Genomic DNA, 17345 nt, shown 5'->3' on the forward strand with positions numbered 1-17345 from the left:
CGGAACAATCGCCTGGTCAGATCGGTAACTGCCCCAGCGCCCAGCGCAACCCGAAGAAGATCAGCAGCCCACCGCCGATGGTCGACAGCAGATGACGCGTCACCACGGCAATCCCGATGGTCGCCAGGCCCGCCAGCAGGTAGGCGTTGTCCCAGCTCAGCGCCCAGTGGCGGCCATCGGGCAGCAGCATGGCCGGCACCACGATGGCGGTCAGCACCGCGGTCGGCACGTAGTGCAGGGCCTGGCGCACCGCCACGGGAAAGCGCAGGTCGGGAAAGGCGAACAGGCTGTAGCGGGTGGCGAAGGTGATCGCCAGCATGCCGAAGATCAGAATCCAGTTTTCCATCAGCAGAGCTCCTCCTGCAGCGGCCGTTGATGACGCTCCAGCGCCACGCCGACGACGATGCCGGCAAAGGCGGCGGCCATCAGCCCGAGCTTGTACGGCAGGTCGTGAAAGATCAGCGCGACCACCGCCGCCACCAGCGCCGCGGCAATTTGCGGGCGGTTGCGCAGCATCGGCACCACGATGCCCACGAAGGTGGCGATCATCGCGAAGTCCAGCCCCCAGGCGGCGAGGTTCGGCACCGCCTGGCCGAACAGCAGGCCGATCAGCGTGCAGCCGATCCAGTTGCCATACATGGCCAGGCCCGCGCCAAGAAAGTACCAGTGCTTGTTTGGCGAGTCGTCGCGCTGGGCGTAGCGCTGCTGCACCACGGCAAAGGCTTCGTCGGTCAGCCAGAACGCCAGCGGGATGCGCCAGCGCTTGGGCAGGTGGCGCACGAAGGGCTGCAGGGTGGCGCTGTACAACGCATGGCGCAGGTTGACCACCAGGGTGGTCAGCCACAGCACCGCCAGGGTGGCGCCGCCGCTCAGCAGGCTGACCGCGATGAACTGCGCGGAGCCGGCGAACACCAGCACCGACATGCCGATGGTCTGCCAGGCGTCGAGCCCGGCGGCGCCGGCCAGGCTGCCGTAGATGATGCCGAACGGCATGGTGCCGAGCAGCATCGGCAGCATGTCGCGCAGGCCCTGGAAGAATTCTTGGTATCGGGACATCGACTCGTCGCTTGGCTGGAAAGACCGCCTGTGGGCGATCAGGAGCGCATCAGGCTAGCCCAGCCGGTCTCCGCTGTCTTGAACGATCTTGCGCAGTTTTCGCGACACTCGGGATTCTCTGCTGTACCTGTGGGAGCGGGCCATGCCCGCGATTTTTCGCGCGCATGGCGCGCTCCCACTGACTTCTGCCCTGGGTATCGCTTCGCTCAACCACAGGCTACAGGGCTGTGATGGCAGGCCTTGCGGTACTCGCCGGGCCCCACGCCATACACCTGCTTGAACTGCCGCGTCAGGTGGCTCTGGTCGGCGAAGCCCAGTTGCAGCGCCACGCTCAGCGGCGCGCAGCCATCGCGCAGCAACGCCCGCGCCTGTTCCAGGCGCCGCTGTTGCAGCCAGGCATGGGGCGGCAGGCCGGTGGCGCGGCGAAACACCCGGGCGAAATGAAACGGCGAGAGGTTCACCGCAGCCGCCAACGCTTCCAGTGTCGGTGGCTCGCCCAGGCGCGCGACCAAGAGTTCCTTGGCCAGGCGCACGGCACGGGGCTCCTGGCCGGGCACGGCTGCCTGCCTGACCCCGGCATGCCGCTGGAACAGCATCAGCAGCGTCTCGCGCCAGGCGGTCTGTTGCTGCAGCACGCTGGCGTCACTGTCGAGCAGGCGATGCAGCTGGCCGAACGCCTGGTGCAACTGCATATCCTGCAGCACGCTGGCGGCGAACGACGGCAAGCCGCGTTGCGCCAGCCCGAGCTCGTCGAGCACACCGCTGACCTGTGCCGGAGCCGGGTAGAACGCCCGGTATAACCAGCCCTGCTCATGGGCGGCCGAGCCGGTGTGCACTTCGTCGGGGTTGATCAACACCATGCTGCCAATCGGCGCCAGGTGGTCGGCGCCACGATGGCGAAAGCGCTGGGCGCCGCCCTCGATCACGGTGAACACGAAGCCTTCATGTACATGGGGGGTGAAGCGCTGCTTGATATAGCGCGCCTGCAGCAGCTCCACGCCGGCCAGCGCGGGGCTTTCCCAAAAGCGGATGCGCTCGCCGGCAGGCATGGCTCACACGCCGAAGCGTGCCTCCAGCCCGGCCTTGACCAGCGGCCACTCCTGGTCGGTGATGCTGTACAGCACGGTGTCGTCGAGGCGCCCGTCGGCCAGGCGGCGATGGTTGCGCAGCAGCCCTTCGCGAACCGCGCCGAGCTTTTCGATGGCGCGCTGGGAGCGCAGGTTGCTGGCCGCGGTTTTCAGCTGCACGCGCACCATCTGCCAACTCTCGAAGGCGTGGCGCAGCATCAGGTACTTGACCATGTTATTGAGGCCCGTGCCGTGCTGGGCGGCGTCCAGCCAGGTCCAGCCGATTTCCACGGCCGGCAGGGTCGGCATGAAGTCGGCGAACCGCGTGGTGCCGACGATCTGGTCGGCGAGGCGAATCACCAAGGGCAAGGCGCGCTCCTCGCGCTGCTCTTGCAGGGCCAGGCGATACCAATCCAGGCGCTGGGTACCGTTCATGTAGAGCAGTTCCTCGCGGTTGGCTTCGGCCAGGCTGACCAGCGCCGGAATATCGCCATCGAGCAACGGTTCGATGCGCAGGGCACCGCGCTGCAGGGTGATCAATTGCGGCTTGAACATCGTTTTTTTCTCCACGTGCGACGCTGCCAGGCGGGGCAGTTTCTCACCGAACAACCGGCCTGTCTGCCTAAAAACCAGTGAGCACAGGGTGCCGCAAACCCGCCCCCCTGCCCCTGCGACCTTGGTAGCGCCTGACGCTACGCCGCTTTGCTGCGACACTAGGCAGGTGAGCGCAAACCGCCAGCGCAGGCAGGCCGGGATGCGCTCGCCTCACCACCCTCATGTTTTCATGGAGTCTGCATGTCGCTGTCCAGTTGGCTTATCGCTGCAGTCGCCCTGCTCTACATGGCCGTGCTGTTCGCCATCGCCTTCTACGGTGACCGCCGCCGCAAACCGCTGCCGCCGAAGGTCCGCGCCTGGGTCTACTCGCTGTCGCTGGCGGTGTACTGCACCAGCTGGACCTTCTTTGGCGCCGTCGGCCAGGCCGCCGAGCAGCTGTGGTCGTTCCTGCCGATCTACCTGGGGCCGATGCTGCTGTTGCTGTTCGCCCCCTGGGTGATCGAGAAGATGGTGCTGATCAGCAAGCAGGAAAACATCACGTCTATCGCCGACTTCATTGCCGCGCGCTATGGCAAATCGCAGTCCCTGGCCATCGTCGTGGCGCTGATCTGCCTGGTCGGCGTGCTGCCCTACATCGCCCTGCAGCTCAAGGGCATCGTGCTCGGCGTCAACCTGCTGATCGGCTCGGAAACCGACCCTGCCGGCACCCGCGCCCAGGACACCGCGCTGATCGTCTCGGTGATCCTGGCACTGTTCACCATCCTGTTCGGCACCCGCAACCTGGACGTTACCGAGCACCACCGCGGCATGGTGCTGGCCATCGCCTTCGAATCCCTGGTCAAGCTGCTGGCTTTCATCGCCGTCGGCGCCTTCGTCACCTACGGGCTGTACAACGGATTCGGCGACCTGTTCAGCCAGGCGCAACGCAGCGCCGAGCTGGAGGCATACTGGGCCGAGGCGGTGAACTGGCCGGCGATGCTGGTGCAGACCGGTATGGCGATGATCGCCATCGTCTGTCTGCCGCGGCAGTTCCACGTCACCGTGGTGGAGAACACCGACCCCCGTGATCTGCGCCTGGCGCGCTGGGTATTCCCGCTGTACCTGCTGCTGGCCGCGCTGTTCGTGATTCCCATCGCCCTGGCCGGGCAGATGCTGCTGCCGGGCGGAGTGAGCCCGGACTCCTTCGTGATCAGCCTGCCGCTCGCCGAAGCCCACCCGGCGCTGGCCCTGCTGGCCTTTATCGGCGGCGCCTCGGCAGCCACCGGCATGGTGATCGTCGCCTCGGTGGCGCTGTCGACGATGATCTCCAACGACATGCTGCTGCCCTGGCTGCTGCACCGCAAAAGCACCGAGCGGCCGTTCGAGGCCTTCCGCCACTGGATGCTCACCGCGCGACGGGTCAGCATCGTGCTGATCCTGCTGCTGGCCTATGTGTGCTATCGGCTGCTTGGCACCAACGCCAGCCTGGCGACCATCGGGCAGATCTCCTTCGCCGCCATCGGCCAACTGGCGCCGGCGATGTTCGGCGCCCTGGTGTGGAAGCAGGCCAACCGCCGCGGCGTGTTCGCCGGGCTGATCACCGGCGCCGCGCTGTGGATCTACACCCTGGTGCTGCCGGTGCTGGCCCGTGGCCTGGGCTGGCCGCTGGATATTTTCCCCGGCCTGCGCACCCTGCTCTACGCGCCAATCGGCTTCGAGGTCGACGCCCTGACCCGCGGCGTGGTGCTGTCGCTGGCCGGCAATCTGACGCTGTTCGCCTGGGTATCGTTCTTCTCGCGCACCCGGGTGTCGGAACACTGGCAGGCCGGGCGCTTCGTCAACCACGACTTCGGCAGCAAGCAGGGCGGGCGCAGCGCCCTGGCCGTGCAGGTCAACGACCTGTTGCTGCTCGCCGGCCGCTTCGTCGGCGAAGAGCGCGCGCTGGACAGCTTCAGCCACTTCGCCCGGCGCCAGGGCAAGGCCTTCAACTCGGCGCAACCGGCCAACAGCGAATGGATCGCCCACACCGAGCGGCTGCTCGCCGGCGTGCTCGGCGCCTCGTCGACCCGGGCGGTGGTCAAGGCCGCCATCGAAGGCCGCGACATGCAGGTCGAAGACGTGGTGCGCATCGTCGACGAAGCCAGCGAGGTGCTGCAGTTCAACCGCGCCCTGCTGCAGGGCGCCATCGAGAACATCAGCCAGGGCATCAGCGTGGTCGACCAGTCGCTGCGCCTGGTGGCCTGGAACCAGCGCTACCTGGAAATCTTCGAGTACCCGGACGGGCTGATCTGCGTCGGCCGGCCGATCGCCGAGATCATCCGCTTCAACGCCGAGCGCGGCATGCTCGGCAGCGCCGACGTCGAGGAAAGCGTCGCCAAGCGCCTGTACTGGATGCGCCAGGGCACCGCGCACAGCTACGAACGGGTATTCCCCAATGGCCGGGTCATCGAGCTGATCGGCAACCCGATGCCCGGTGGCGGCTTCGTCATGAGCTTCACCGACATCACCGAATTCCGCGAGGCCGAGCGCGCCCTCAAGGCCGCCAACGAGGGCCTCGAGCAGCGCGTCGCCGAGCGCACCCATGAGCTGTCGCAACTGAACAAGGCGCTGACCGCCGCCACCGGCGTGGCCGAAGCCGCCAACGCCTCGAAAACCCGCTTTCTCGCCGCGGTCAGCCACGACCTGATGCAACCGCTCAACGCCGCCCGGCTGTTCTCCGCCGCCCTCTCCCACCAGGAAGAAGCGCTGCCCCAGGAAGCCCAGGAACTGGTGCGCCACCTGGACAGCTCGCTGCGTTCCGCCGAGGACCTGATCAGCGACCTGCTGGACATCTCGCGCCTGGAAAATGGCCGCATCACCCCGGATCGCAACGCCTTCGTACTCAACAGCTTGTTCGACACCCTGGGTGCCGAATTCAAGGTGCTGGCCGCCGAGCATGGTGTCGACTTCCATATGCAGGGCAGCGCGCTGCGGGTAGACAGCGACAGCAAGCTGCTGCGCCGCGTGCTGCAGAACTTCCTGACCAACGCCTTTCGCTATGCCAAGGGCCGGGTGCTGCTCGGCGTGCGCCGCCAGGGCGGGCACCTGCGCCTGGAAGTATGGGACCGCGGCCCGGGCATACCCGAAGACAAGCGGCAGACCATCTTCGAGGAATTCAAGCGCCTGGACAGCCACCAGACCCGCGCCGAAAAAGGCCTGGGCCTGGGCCTGGCCATCGCCGACGGGCTGTGCCGGGTGCTCGGCCACAGCCTGGAGGTGCGCTCCTGGCCAGGCAAGGGCAGCGTGTTCAGCGTCACCGTGCCGATCGCCCGCAGCCAGGCCCCGGTAGCCCAGCGGGCGCGCCCCGAGGGCAACGGCCAACTGCTCACCGGCACCCAGGTGCTGTGCATCGACAACGAAGAAAGCATCCTCACCGGCATGCACAGCCTGCTGTCGCGCTGGGGTTGCCAGGTGTGGTCGGCGCGCACCCGGGCCGAATGCGAGCAACTGCTCGACGAGGACGTACGCCCGCACCTGGCGCTGGTCGACTATCACCTCGACGAAGGCGATACCGGCACCGAGCTGATGGCCTGGCTGCGCACCCGCCTGGGCGAACCGGTGCCCGGGGTGGTGATCAGCGCCGACGGCCGCCCCGAACTGATCGCCCAGGTACATGCCGCCGGCCTGGATTTCCTGCCCAAGCCGGTCAAGCCCGCGGCGCTACGGGCGCTGATCAGCCGGCATTTGCCACGGCAGTAAGGCGACCACGATAGCGATGCAGTCCCCGTGGGAGAGGCTTTAGCCTCGAGCTTTTTGTTTTCCTTGATAAAAAACTCGCGGCTAAAGCCGCTCCTACAAGGTCGCGAGCGGCTGCTTTCGCCCCACATTGCTGCCATCGCCTCTCATTTGACATACGGCTGGCCCGGTCGTGAACGAATTGCACGTCTCCACGACGCTCGCCGCTGTTGCAAAGCCCCGCATTTCCTGCGAAAAACGCGGCCCTCTGCACTCTCGGAATCACGGCAATGAGCGACGAACTACGTATCGAAGATATCCACCCGGGCGACGGCAAGGCGGTGGTCAAGGGCGCGCTGATCACCACCCAGTACCGCGGCTGGCTGGAAGACGGCACCGAGTTCGACTCGTCCTATTCGCGGGGCAAGCCGTTCCAGTGCGTGATCGGCACCGGGCGCGTGATCAAGGGTTGGGACCAGGGCCTGATGGGCATGCAGGTCGGCGGCAAGCGCCGGCTGTTCGTGCCGGCGCACCTGGCCTACGGTGAACGTTCGATGGGCGCGATCACGCCCAACTCCAACCTGAGCTTCGAAATTGAACTGCTGGACGTGCTGACCCGGGACGACTGAGCCGCAGCATCGCAGTCGATCGCAAGATTCTGGCTCAGTCCGGCTCCAGCTCATCCAGCGGCAGCCCGGCTGCACGTTCGAGCAGCTCGGGCGGCAGGCTCTTGCTGGCCCGGGCGCCGAGCAGCTTGAGGTTTTCAGCGCGACTGATGAGGTTGCCGCGGCCGTCGACCAGCTTGTTGCGTGCGCCGGAATAGGCCTTGTCGAGCTGCTGCAGGCGCATGCCGACTTCATCCAGATCCTGGATAAAGGCCACGAACTTGTCGTACAGCGCCCCTGCCCGCTCGGCGATTTCCCGGGCGTTCTGGCTCTGCCGCTCCTGGCGCCACAGGCTGTCGATCACCCGCAGGGTAGCCAGCAGCGTGGTCGGGCTGACGATCACGATATGCTGGTCGAAGGCTTCCTGGAACAGCCCCGGGTCGGCCTGCAAGGCCGCCGCGAAAGCCGCCTCGATGGGCACGAAGAGCAGCACGAAATCCAGGCTGTGCAGCCCGTCGAGGTGCTGGTAATCCTTGAGCGACAGGCCCTTGAGATGGCTGCGCAGCGACAGCACGTGCTGCTTCAGCGCTACCTGCCGCGCCGTTTCCTCGCTGGCCGACACGTACTGCTGATAGGCGGTGAGGCTGACCTTGGCATCGACCACCACCTGCTTGTCGCCCGGCAGCTGGATCAGCACGTCCGGCTGGAAACGCTCGCCCTCGGCGCTCTTCAGGCTGACCTGGGTGTGGTACTCGCGGCCCTTCTGCAGGCCGGCATGTTCGAGCACCCGCTCGAGTACCAGCTCCCCCCAGTTGCCCTGGGTCTTCTGGCCCTTGAGGGCCTGGGTGAGGTTCATCGCCTCCTCGCTCAGGCGCTGGTTGAGGCCCTGCAGGCGCTCCAGCTCCTTGCCCAGGGAAAAACGCTCGCGCGCCTCCTGCTGGTAGCTTTCCTCGACGCGCTTCTCGAAGGCCTGGATGCGCTCCTTGAGGGGGTCGAGCAGCTGCCCCAGGCGCTGCTGGCTGGTTTCCGAGAAGCGTTGCTCACGCTCGTCGAAGATCCTGCCGGCCAGCTCGGCGAACTGCGCGCGCAAGGCATCGCGGGCGCCTTGCAGATCTTCCAGGCGCTGCTGGTGGTTTTCCTGCTGTTCGTGCAATTCGGCCGCCAGCCCCGCCCGCTCGCTATCCAGGCGACGCAGTTCGGTTTCCTGACGCTCACGCACGGCCTGGGCGCCCTCGAGCTGCTCGCGGGCCAGTTGCAGGTCGTTCTGCAGCAAATGGGTTTCACGGCGCAGCGCCGCCAGTTCGGCCTGCTGATCGGCCTTGATCTCGAGGATCTCGGCCAGCTCGTCGCGGCAGTTGTCCAACTGCGCGCTGAGGCCGGCCTGGGCCAGCTGCGCCGCATTCATGCGCTCCAGGGCGAGGCCCGACTGCAGCCGCATCTCCTCGGCCTGGCGCAGGGCGGCAGCCATGCGCAGCCACAATGGAACGGCAGCCAGCAGTGCGCCGACCAGAACAGCCGGCAACAGGGTCAGGAGGTCGAAAGGCATAAAGGCATCCAGGCAGAACTGCCGGGCAGTATAACCGCCCAGGCCGCTCGACAGCGGCTACAGACGCTGCAGCAGGTTCCGCGCCTCGTCGTGCCCCTGCAGCGCCGCCAGCTCCAGCCAGTGCCGGGCCTGCTCCGGCTCGAGGGTGCGCGGCTGACAGTACAGACGGCCCAGCTCCAGCTGCGCCAGGCCGTCGCCGGCACGCGCCGCCTGGCGCAGCAGCTCCAGGCCGATGCGGCGGTCGCGGGTATTGCCGCACTCGCGGCAGAGCATCTGCCCCAGCCGGCTCTGCGCCTGAACCACACCATGGCGCGCCGGCTGCTTGAGCAGGCGGCCGGCGATGCGTTTCACACTGGGCGTATGGCCCAGGCGCGGGCTGTCCAGCAGCCACGTGGCGACACGGACGGGAACCTGGGTACGGACGGGAAGGGTATGAAGTTCACTGCGGGGTAGAACGCGGGGCATAAGACTAAAGCGGGGCTTTGGAACAGGCGCGCCACTCTACTCTTTTTTATTCACGGGTAAAGCCCCGGCCCGCCCCAGAGCGGCTGCGCATGACAATCCACAGAAGCTGTGGATAACGTTGTGGGTATGGTGGGCGAAATATCCCCTAACACTGATGGAACGGGCCTCCCGGTCAAACTGCTCATTTTTTCACCACATCAAAAAAGTCTATATTTTTCATAAACTTATATTTATGCCTACGCTATTGCTAGGCTTTTGACAAGTGGCAATATGCAGCTTGACAAGCTGCTTCCCGATTGTGCACAAGTCCGCCGGCGATGCCGCTGAAATGCCCCTTTTAGGGGGCGAAATCAGCCTTGACAACGCGGCACGCCACGACCGGCGGGGCGCGCAGCCCGTGCACCAAATCCGCCCCCGTCATCGGCGCGTCATGAAACTGTGAAGCACCAAACAGGCGCGCAGGGTTTGGCAGCCCCCAGGGGTTCGGGTTAACGTCAGCCATTCATCCGTTCGTGGACCCATAGCCATGCTCAGCCGCCGCATCTGGCTGCGACTGTCCGTCACATTTGCCCTGCTGCTGATGCTGGTCGTCGCCGTTTATCTGGGTGGCCGCTACCTGTTGCAGCGCAGCGGCATCGAAACCCTCGACTGGCACGGCGCCTCGATCTCGGGCGCGGGCCTGCGAATCGATAGCCTGGCGCTACGCCAGCGCAGCGCTGCCGGCACCCTGGCGCTGCACGGCCATGACCTCGACCTGGCCTGGCGCGACTTCGCCTTCAGCCCGCCGTTCTGGCGGCATGTGGATATCGACCGTTTGTCGCTCGACTGGCAACCGGCACAGCAGGATGCCCCAAACGCCACGCCATCGACCGACCTTGATCCGCGGCAGTTGGCGGCGCCGCTGGCCCTGCTGCCACACAGCCTGACGATCACTGATGTCGAGGCCACCCTGCCCTGCGCCCGCGGACGATGCGTCGCCAGCGGCAGCCTGGCGCTGCAGCGCAGTGAAGATGAACGCATCGCCATGCGCGTGAACCTCGCTCAGCAGGCGCAGATCGTGAGCGCCGCGCTCGACCTCGAACCAGGCACTGACGCGCTCGACTTGCAGGTGACCCTGGCGGTGGACCAGCAGCCCCAGGCGAGCCTGACCAGCCGCCTGCAGCAGCACGGCGAGGGCCTGACCTGGACGGGCCGGCTCGAGGCCAGCGACCTGACCCAGGCCGCCGCAGTGCAGAACCTGCTGAGCGCCTGGGCACTGCCCGAAGGCAAGCAATGGCCGGCAGCCCCCGGCGCGGCCGGCCTCGAAGGCAGCTGGCAGCTCGACCTGCCACGCCGCCAGCTGGAGGTGAACAACCTGCTGGCAGCCAGCGGCCGGTTCGATGTACGCGGCAACCTGCCAGAACCCTGGCCAGTGCCTGGCGTCGGCCTGCTGCAGGGGCGACTGGCCCTGGCGGCGCACAATCAAGGTCAGCAGTGGATCGCCAGCCGCGTCGAGGCCGATCTGCAGCTCAGCGAGCCCAACCCCGACTGGCTGACGGCGCTGCCGCCGGAACTGCGCAGCGACTCCCTGCACGTGCAGGTGCAAGCGGATACGCCACTCACCAACCTGCGCCCAGAATTGGCCGAGCGCAGCCTGCCCTTGCAGGTGACGGCTGCACTGCGCGGCACCACGCGCCTGGATCTGCACGGCCGCGTCGCCGTCGCCAGTTCGGCGCCCTGGGCGCTGCAGTTCGCCGATACGCGCCTGACCACGCGCACCGCCAGGGCGAACCAGGCCGGCTGGCAAGCCACCGAGCTGCGCAGCGAGCTGAATCTGGCCGGTTACGCTGACGCCAGCGCAATCGAACTGAGCCTTGCCCAGGGTTCGCAGTTGCAGGCCGCCAGCCTGAAAGGCGCCGCGCTGGCCGCGCAGAAGCTGCGGGCCGATCTTGGCGGCAGCGACCTCAGGCTGGCGCTGCAGGCGGGTGCCCTGCAGGGCTGGCAATTCACCGGCCCGCTGAACCTGAGCACCACGCGCCTGGAACAGGCCAACCTCAAGCCCCAGGGCTGGCGTTTGCAAGGCCAGCTGACCGCCGCCGATGGGGCCGGCACCCTGCAAGGCAAACTGGGCAACGACAGCGAACTGCAACTCGACCTCGATGCCGGCCTCGATGCGCAGCAGAACCTGCAGCTCAGGGCCACCCTCGGCGAGCTGTTCCTGCGCTCCGGCAACCCCCTGGCCAAGACCCTGGGGCAATGGCCCGAGCTGCTCGAGCTCAACAGCGGCCGCCTGAATGCCAACGCCGACCTGACGCTGGCCTCCGGCAGCAGCGCAGCAGACCTCAACCTGAACCTGACCGGCGCGGGCCTGGGCGGCATCTATGACCGCACGGAACTCAGCGGCCTGGACACCCGAATGCAGTTCAAGCTGGCGCGCCAGCGTTTCGAGCTGTACATCCCGGAACTGAAAATCCAGCAGGCCAACCCCGGCCTGCCGATCGGCCCCCTCGAAGCGCGAGTGCGTTACGGCGCGCCGCTGGCCACTGCCGCCAGGGGCCGGCTGGAGGTCAACCTGGCGCGCAGCGCGCTGATGGGCGGCCAGGTCACCCTCACCCCAGGGCAATGGGACCTGGCCGCCGGTGATCAGCTGTTTCCCATCCAGATCCGCGGCCTGGAACTCCAGCAGCTGTTCGCCCTCTACCCCGCTGAAGGCCTGGCCGGCAGCGGCACCCTGGACGGCGACCTGCCGGTGCGCCTGGGCCAGAACGGCATCGAGATCGATAACGGTCACGTCGCCGCCCGCCAGCCCGGCGGCTACCTGAAGTTCAGCTCCGAGAGGATCAAGGCCCTGGGCCGCAGCAACCCGGCGATGCAGCTGGTCACCCAGTCCCTGGAAGACTTCCGCTTCACCACCCTGAACAGCGCGGTCGACTATGATCAGCACGGCACGCTGACCCTGGGGATGCGCCTGGAAGGCCAGAACCCGGCCATCGAGAACGGCCGGCCGATTCACTTCAACATCAACCTGGAGGAAGACATCCCCAACCTGCTCGCCAGCCTGCAGCTGACCGACCGGGTCAACGACATCATCACGCGGCGCGTGCAGCAGCGAATGCTGCAGCGCAACACCGCCCCCAAGGAGCCTTGACGAGGAGAAGCGCCATGCGCTTGCGTAGTTGCATCACCGCCCTGCTGCTGGGGCTGCTGACCACAGCCTGTACCCCGACGGTACAACTGGCGATGCCCAACGAGCCGATCAACATCAACCTGAATGTGAAGATCGAGCACGAGATCTATATCAAGGTGGATAAGGCGCTGGACGACGTGTTCAGTGAATCCAGCGGACTGTTCTGAGGAGCCACGCATGAACCTGATCAAACCCTTCGCCGGCCTGCTGCTGTTGTTCAGCCTGAGCCTGCCGGCCCATGCCATCAGCCTCAACGAGGCGATGTCCGCCCTGGGCGACGCCAAGGCCAGCGGCCAGCTCGGCGAAATGCCCAATGGCTACCTGGGCGTGGTCAAAGCCGGCGGCCAGGCCGACGAGATCGCCAAGCTGATCAACGCCGCGCGCCGCGCCGAGTACCAGAAGCTCGCCCAGCAGAACGGCATCCAGCTCAGCGACGTGGAAACCATCGCTGGCCAGAAGGCCATCGACAAGACCCCGGCGGGCCAGTACATCCAGCAGCAGGGTCAGTGGCGCCGCAAGTAACCGTACAGAGCGCTCGCCGCCTACTGCGAGCGCCTTCTCAATTCCCAGCAGAACATCCCGCAGCCCGCGCCAGCTCTGCCCTGCAGCGGAACTCGGCTACCGGCGCCCAGTCTCACCTCCAGCTATCGCCACTGATCAATGGATGACCGAGATGAGCCTTATCGACTGCCCCGAGTGCCAACACCGCATTTCCGACAAGGCTTATGCCTGCCCACAATGTGGCAACCCGATGAAGCCGCAGCCCGGCAATCGCTGGCTGACCGAGAAGAACGTCGGTCAAGTGGCCGGCGCCACCACCGCCTGGCTCACGGCACCCTGGATCGCCCGCCTGGTGTTTGGCGTGGTGGCGATGATCTGTATCACCGTGATCATCGTCGCCGGCTGAACCTCGTTCAGGGGCGGCGCAGCAGCCGCGCCGCGTCCTTGGCGCCCTGCCCTCACCCACCTGACGATTTTCTTCAATACGGCACGAGTAGCGCGACGCCAGACTGGCGGCATCTTTCTCGACAAGCGATGCCCGCCATGCAGCAGTTCTTGATCATTGCCGCCGCCCACTTCCTGGCGCTGATGTCTCCCGGCCCGGATTTCTTTCTGGTCGCCCGCACCTCCCTGGCAGCGGGCTGGCGGGTCGCCAGCGGTGCCTGCCTGGGCATTGCCGTGGCCAATGGGGTGTTCATCGTCGCGGCGTTCAGCGGCGTGTCGGTGCTGCAGCAGGGCAGCGCGCCCTTCATCACCCTGCAACTGGTCGGCTGCCTGTACCTGCTGTACCTGGGCGTGCTGTTCATTCGTCATGCCGGCAGCAGCCTGCTGCAGGCCCCCGGCGAGGCGCCGCCCGGCGGGCGTACTTCCTGGCTGCAGGCGGCCGGCATGGGGTTTCTGTCCGGCCTCCTCAACCCGAAGAACGCGCTGTTCTATGTCAGCCTGGCGAGCATGCTGGGGGCCCAGAGCAGTGCCGCCTGGAAGACGTTCTATGGCCTGTGGATGTTTGCCGTGGTGCTCGGCTGGGACCTGCTGGTGGCCCTGGCCATCGGCAATGGCCGCCTGCTGCGCCGCTTCCAGCGCGCCCTGCCGCTGCTCGAGCGGCTCTCGGGCCTGGTGCTGATCGCCCTGGCGCTGGGCATGCTGGTGATGCTGCCCAGGGCATGAGGCGGCCGGCTATCAGCCTCTCAACCGAGCCGCCAGTGTCGACAGGTCGCCGGACAGCCCCTGCAGGGCGCGGCTCGCCGATTCGCTGCGCTGCAGGTCGGCTTCATTGCTTTGCGCGATGGACACGATCTCGGCCAGGTTGCGGGCGATGTCCTCGGCCACCGAGGTCTGTTCCTCGGCCGCCGTGGCGATCTGCCGGTTCATGTCGCGGATGGCTTCCACCGCCTGGGTGATGCTGTGCAGGCGCTCACCGGCGACCCCGACCTGGGCCCTGCCGGCCGCGCTCTGCTGGGCCCCTGCAGCAATCGCGACGCTGGCCTGCTTGGAGGCGCCTTGCACATTGGCGATCAACTGGTGAATCTCGCTGATCGAGCTGGCGGTGCGCGACGACAGGTTACGCACCTCGTCGGCCACCACCGCGAAGCCGCGGCCGGCCTCACCGGCGCGCGCGGCCTCGATGGCAGCGTTGAGGGCCAGCAGGTTGGTCTGGTCGGCAATGCCGCGGATCACTTCCAGCACGCCGCCGATGCGCTCGCTGTCGCTGTCGAGCCGGGCGATCACCTCGGCGGTGCGGCTGATCTCGCCATGCAGCTGCTCGATGGTGGCGATGGTACTGGCCATGGTGGTTTCACCCTCCTGGGCCGCCTGGTCGGCCTGGTCCGCGGCGCGCGCTGCACTGGCGGCATGGCGCGCCACCTCCTCTGCCGTGGCGCTCATCTCGTGCATGGCGGTGGCGACCTGGTCGGTGCGGGTGAACTGGTCGCGAATGCCCTGGCCGATATGCCCGGCCACGCTGCTCAGCGCTTGCGTGGCGGCGTCCAGCTCACCGGTGCCGCGGCGCAGTTGCTGGGACAGCGCCTGCATGAACTCGCGCAGGCGATTGGCGGCCTCGGCCATCTGCCCGACCTCGTCTTCACGACCTTCGCTCAGGCGCTCGCCGAACTGCCCGCGGCTGAGCAGTTCGAGCTGCCCGGTGGCCTGCAGCAGCGGCGTGGTAATGCGGCGGTTGACCAGCCAGGCGCTGAACAGCGCCAGCAGCACGCCGAGCCCGAGCATCGCCAGGCTGCCGAACAACACGCTGCGCTGGGCGTTTTCACTCAGTTGCCTGGCGCTGGCCTGGCTGCGCGCATGCAACTCGTCGACCAGTAACGACAACTGCTCGGTGGTGGCCCGGTCGATACCCTTGACCGCGGCATCGCCGGCCTGGGCAGAAAACCCTGCGGCGGCAAAGGCCTGGAAGCCACGGCGATAGGCCTGGCCCATCTCGGCGTGGGCAGCGCGCAACTCGCTCAGCCGCTGGCGCAGCTCGGCGTTGTCTGCACTATCGATCAACGTGCCGATCTGGGTCTGCACCCGCTGCTCTTCCTCCTGAAACTGCTGCCAGTAACGGTTGCGTTGCGCTTCGTCAGCACCGCGCAGGAGCACGTTCTTCCATTCCTGGACCTGGATCTTGAAGGCCAGGTTGGCGCCGTCCACCTGGCGTGCTTCTTCCAGCGGGCCGCTGAGCAGCGCCCCATAGCCATCCAACTGGCGCGACAACAACGCAAAGCCGGCCAGCGCAATCAGCAACATCAACACCAGGCCACCGCCAATCAGCAACACCAACTGGGCACGCAGCGAACGACCAAAGCTCATGGAAATCTCGAACGGGAGGGAGGTGCGGCGATCTTATGAAGATTGCATGACAGATATGTTGCAGCGAGATAACCAGCCGGCAGTGAGGCCAGCCGCTGGCACAGGCAATCAAGGCCGGTAATCCGCACGGGCAGGCGAATGCAAAGCGACAGGCCGCGTTTCCACCGCCTGAGGCTGTTCCGGCGCGGATGCCTCAGGGCCTGGTCTTGAACACCCCGCTGAGCACGAACGCATAGCGCTCAGGCCGGATGAAGAAGGTGGTGCGGTCGCAGCAGGTGTTGTCCTCGAACCAGGAGGTGCGCTCCATCACCAGCAGCGCCGTACCGCGCTTGACGTCCAGGTGCCTGGCCAGCATGGCATCGGCCTCACGGGCGCGAATGGCCATGTCTGCCCGTACCACCGGGCGTCCGGTTACTCGCTCGAATACCGAATAGAGCGGCACCGATTCCATCTGTTGCCAATCCACCTCGGCCAGGTCACCAACCAGGTGGCTGACCGCAAAGGCAATGGGCTCCTCATCGACGAAGTGCAGGCGCTCGACGCTGACGCACTTACCCGAGAACAACCCATTCAGCTCCGCTGGCACTGCCTCCATGCGATGGCCGAGCAACCGCATGCTCGGCTTGAGGCCTTGCAGAAGTAGCGATTCGTGAAAGCTGCGCAGTGCATCCAGGTCATGGCGCACCTGCTGCGCGGCTACGTAGGTGCCCTTGCCCTGCTTACGCTCCACCACGCCATCGTCGCCCAGCTTGCCCAGCGCCAGGCGGATGGTCACCCGGCTGACGGCGAAGCGCGCCACCAGCTCCGCCTCCGAGGGCAGCTTGCCTGTAGGCCCGAAGGCACCCTGCTGAATCTCCTGCAGCAACTGCTGGGCAATCTGTTCGTAGAGGGAGGTCGAGCTTTCACGTTGAAGGGTCACGGGGCGGTTCCATGTCAGCGAAGCCAGGGTGATGGCGTCTTGCTTCTAAGGTTATGAATTTTCAATATTGGGACAACTTGTATTAATACGTATTATACCAACCACATACATTGTAAATGACCTGACGCCACTTGCCATGCCTGATACCGCCACCGCCGTTACTCCGCACACCGATGCCCTCAGCGTTCAGGACGTGGATTTCACCTATGCCAACGGACACACCGTATTTCGCGGCTTCAGCCTGAGTGCCAGGGCCGGTGAGTTCGTCGCGATTCTTGGCCCCTCCGGTTGCGGCAAGACCACCCTGCTCAATCTGCTCTCCGGTTTCCAGCGGCCACAGTCCGGCCAGGTGCTGGTCAATGGCGCGCCAACGCGCCCGGAGCTGCCCGAGTTGGGCTATGTGTTCCAGAGCCCGCAGCTGTTTCCCTGGCTCAACGCCCTGGAAAACGTGCGTTTCGGCTTGCGTGTCGAAGGCCGCCTAGATGAGACGGAGCAGCGCCAGCAGGCGCTGCGCTACCTGCGCCTGGTCGGCCTGGAGAGCGCCGCCGAACGCCTGCCACGACAGCTTTCCGGTGGCATGCAACAGCGCGTGTCTCTGGCCCGCGCCCTGGCCCTGGAGCCCGACGTGCTGCTGATGGACGAGCCCTTCGCGGCGCTGGATGCGATCAGCCGCGCCAGCATGAACGAGGAGACCCTGCGCCTGTGGGCCGAGCTGGGCCAGACCGTGCTGTTCATCACCCACGACATCGACGAAGCGGTGTTTCTCGCCGACCGCGTGGTGGTGCTGAACATCGCGCCCGGAGGCATCCACAGCGAGCTGGCCATCGACCTGCCGCGCCCGCGCAACAACTTGGAAACCCGCCGCCTGTCGGCCTTCCTCGATTACCGCAACGAACTGATGCAGCGCATCGCCGAGGTCATGGCGCGCTCGCCGTTCGCACTCGACTCCACCACCTGACAACGAGCCTCA

General features: G+C 66.4%; 16 protein-coding genes. 8 read left to right on the top strand and 8 right to left on the bottom strand.

Annotation, left to right across the window (positions count from 1 at the left end; translation table 11 throughout):
- Nucleotides 1-16: 16 nt before the first annotated feature.
- From K8U54_RS03060 to K8U54_RS03075, 4 genes are all read right to left on the bottom strand, one after another.
- Nucleotides 17-346 carry an AzlD domain-containing protein gene (locus tag K8U54_RS03060; RefSeq protein WP_249908817.1) on the bottom strand — a complete coding sequence of 110 codons (330 nt, stop codon included), beginning with the start codon at nt 344-346 and terminating at the stop codon, nt 17-19.
- A complete protein-coding gene (locus K8U54_RS03065; RefSeq protein ID WP_249908818.1) occupies nt 346-1056 on the bottom strand; it encodes an AzlC family ABC transporter permease in 711 nt (236 codons plus the stop codon). Before K8U54_RS03065 ends, K8U54_RS03060 begins: the two co-directional genes overlap by 1 nt.
- A gap of 206 nt (nt 1057-1262) precedes the next feature.
- Entirely contained in the window at nt 1263-2105 is an 843-nt protein-coding gene (locus K8U54_RS03070; RefSeq protein ID WP_249908819.1) for a helix-turn-helix transcriptional regulator, read from the bottom strand.
- 3 nt (nt 2106-2108) lie between these two features.
- Complete coding sequence (locus K8U54_RS03075; protein ID WP_249908820.1) at nt 2109-2678, bottom strand: GNAT family N-acetyltransferase; 570 nt, start codon at nt 2676-2678, stop codon at nt 2109-2111.
- A gap of 240 nt (nt 2679-2918) precedes the next feature.
- Here K8U54_RS03075 and K8U54_RS03080 point away from each other — a divergent pair, with 240 nt between their 5' ends.
- Nucleotides 2919-6395, top strand: coding sequence for a hybrid sensor histidine kinase/response regulator (locus K8U54_RS03080; RefSeq protein ID WP_249908821.1), 3477 nt, complete (start codon nt 2919-2921; stop codon nt 6393-6395).
- A gap of 266 nt (nt 6396-6661) precedes the next feature.
- The gene (locus K8U54_RS03085; protein ID WP_249908822.1) at nt 6662-7000 is read left to right on the top strand and encodes an FKBP-type peptidyl-prolyl cis-trans isomerase; all 339 of its coding nucleotides are present in this window, start codon (nt 6662-6664) and stop codon (nt 6998-7000) included.
- Between the two features lie 34 nt (nt 7001-7034).
- Here the strand turns inward: K8U54_RS03085 and rmuC are convergent, their stop codons facing one another.
- The gene (gene rmuC / locus K8U54_RS03090) at nt 7035-8444 is read right to left on the bottom strand and encodes a DNA recombination protein RmuC (RefSeq protein WP_434060009.1); all 1410 of its coding nucleotides are present in this window, start codon (nt 8442-8444) and stop codon (nt 7035-7037) included.
- A 135-nt stretch (nt 8445-8579) separates the two neighbouring features.
- Complete coding sequence (locus tag K8U54_RS03095; protein ID WP_249908824.1) at nt 8580-8987, bottom strand: tetratricopeptide repeat protein; 408 nt, start codon at nt 8985-8987, stop codon at nt 8580-8582.
- Nucleotides 8988-9513: 526 nt separating this feature from the next.
- Between K8U54_RS03095 and K8U54_RS03100 the strand changes: the two genes are divergently transcribed.
- The 5 genes from K8U54_RS03100 (at nt 9514) to K8U54_RS03120 (ending at nt 13821) form a co-directional block, all read left to right on the top strand.
- Nucleotides 9514-12114, top strand: coding sequence for a YdbH domain-containing protein (locus K8U54_RS03100; RefSeq protein WP_249908825.1), 2601 nt, complete (start codon nt 9514-9516; stop codon nt 12112-12114).
- A 14-nt stretch (nt 12115-12128) separates the two neighbouring features.
- Complete coding sequence (locus tag K8U54_RS03105; protein ID WP_249908826.1) at nt 12129-12320, top strand: YnbE family lipoprotein; 192 nt, start codon at nt 12129-12131, stop codon at nt 12318-12320.
- Nucleotides 12321-12330: 10 nt separating this feature from the next.
- The gene (locus K8U54_RS03110) at nt 12331-12675 is read left to right on the top strand and encodes a YdbL family protein (protein ID WP_249908827.1); all 345 of its coding nucleotides are present in this window, start codon (nt 12331-12333) and stop codon (nt 12673-12675) included.
- A gap of 151 nt (nt 12676-12826) precedes the next feature.
- Nucleotides 12827-13060, top strand: coding sequence for a zinc ribbon domain-containing protein (locus tag K8U54_RS03115; RefSeq protein ID WP_249908828.1), 234 nt, complete (start codon nt 12827-12829; stop codon nt 13058-13060).
- A gap of 137 nt (nt 13061-13197) precedes the next feature.
- On the top strand, nt 13198-13821 hold the full coding sequence (locus K8U54_RS03120) for a LysE family translocator (RefSeq protein ID WP_249908829.1): 624 nt from the start codon (nt 13198-13200) through the stop codon (nt 13819-13821).
- 12 nt (nt 13822-13833) lie between these two features.
- On the opposite strand, the gene K8U54_RS03125 is transcribed toward K8U54_RS03120, so the two are convergent.
- Nucleotides 13834-15456, bottom strand: coding sequence for a methyl-accepting chemotaxis protein (locus K8U54_RS03125; protein WP_249908830.1), 1623 nt, complete (start codon nt 15454-15456; stop codon nt 13834-13836).
- A gap of 193 nt (nt 15457-15649) precedes the next feature.
- Nucleotides 15650-16375, bottom strand: a complete 726-nt coding sequence (locus K8U54_RS03130; RefSeq protein WP_249908831.1) for a GntR family transcriptional regulator — start codon at nt 16373-16375, stop codon at nt 15650-15652.
- A gap of 136 nt (nt 16376-16511) precedes the next feature.
- On the opposite strand from K8U54_RS03130, the gene K8U54_RS03135 reads away from it, so the two are divergent.
- Entirely contained in the window at nt 16512-17333 is an 822-nt protein-coding gene (locus K8U54_RS03135) for an ABC transporter ATP-binding protein (protein ID WP_249908832.1), read from the top strand.
- The last annotated feature ends 12 nt before the right edge of the window (nt 17334-17345 follow it).

Source organism: Pseudomonas fulva, from assembly GCF_023517795.1.
GTDB lineage: Bacteria > Pseudomonadota > Gammaproteobacteria > Pseudomonadales > Pseudomonadaceae > Aquipseudomonas > Aquipseudomonas fulva_D.

What these genes read in the sequence shown, in the direction of transcription:
- K8U54_RS03060 (WP_249908817.1), bottom strand. Translation starts at nt 346, where the DNA reads ATGGAAAACTGGATTCTGATCTTCGGCATGCTGGCGATCACCTTCGCC.
- K8U54_RS03065 (WP_249908818.1), bottom strand. Translation starts at nt 1,056, where the DNA reads ATGTCCCGATACCAAGAATTCTTCCAGGGCCTGCGCGACATGCTGCCG.
- K8U54_RS03070 (WP_249908819.1), bottom strand. Translation starts at nt 2,105, where the DNA reads ATGCCTGCCGGCGAGCGCATCCGCTTTTGGGAAAGCCCCGCGCTGGCC.
- K8U54_RS03075 (WP_249908820.1), bottom strand. Translation starts at nt 2,678, where the DNA reads ATGTTCAAGCCGCAATTGATCACCCTGCAGCGCGGTGCCCTGCGCATC.
- K8U54_RS03080 (WP_249908821.1), top strand. Translation starts at nt 2,919, where the DNA reads ATGTCGCTGTCCAGTTGGCTTATCGCTGCAGTCGCCCTGCTCTACATG.
- K8U54_RS03085 (WP_249908822.1), top strand. Translation starts at nt 6,662, where the DNA reads ATGAGCGACGAACTACGTATCGAAGATATCCACCCGGGCGACGGCAAG.
- rmuC (WP_434060009.1), bottom strand. Translation starts at nt 8,444, where the DNA reads ATGGCTGCCGCCCTGCGCCAGGCCGAGGAGATGCGGCTGCAGTCGGGC.
- K8U54_RS03095 (WP_249908824.1), bottom strand. Translation starts at nt 8,987, where the DNA reads ATGCCCCGCGTTCTACCCCGCAGTGAACTTCATACCCTTCCCGTCCGT.
- K8U54_RS03100 (WP_249908825.1), top strand. Translation starts at nt 9,514, where the DNA reads ATGCTCAGCCGCCGCATCTGGCTGCGACTGTCCGTCACATTTGCCCTG.
- K8U54_RS03105 (WP_249908826.1), top strand. Translation starts at nt 12,129, where the DNA reads ATGCGCTTGCGTAGTTGCATCACCGCCCTGCTGCTGGGGCTGCTGACC.
- K8U54_RS03110 (WP_249908827.1), top strand. Translation starts at nt 12,331, where the DNA reads ATGAACCTGATCAAACCCTTCGCCGGCCTGCTGCTGTTGTTCAGCCTG.
- K8U54_RS03115 (WP_249908828.1), top strand. Translation starts at nt 12,827, where the DNA reads ATGAGCCTTATCGACTGCCCCGAGTGCCAACACCGCATTTCCGACAAG.
- K8U54_RS03120 (WP_249908829.1), top strand. Translation starts at nt 13,198, where the DNA reads ATGCAGCAGTTCTTGATCATTGCCGCCGCCCACTTCCTGGCGCTGATG.
- K8U54_RS03125 (WP_249908830.1), bottom strand. Translation starts at nt 15,456, where the DNA reads ATGAGCTTTGGTCGTTCGCTGCGTGCCCAGTTGGTGTTGCTGATTGGC.
- K8U54_RS03135 (WP_249908832.1), top strand. Translation starts at nt 16,512, where the DNA reads ATGCCTGATACCGCCACCGCCGTTACTCCGCACACCGATGCCCTCAGC.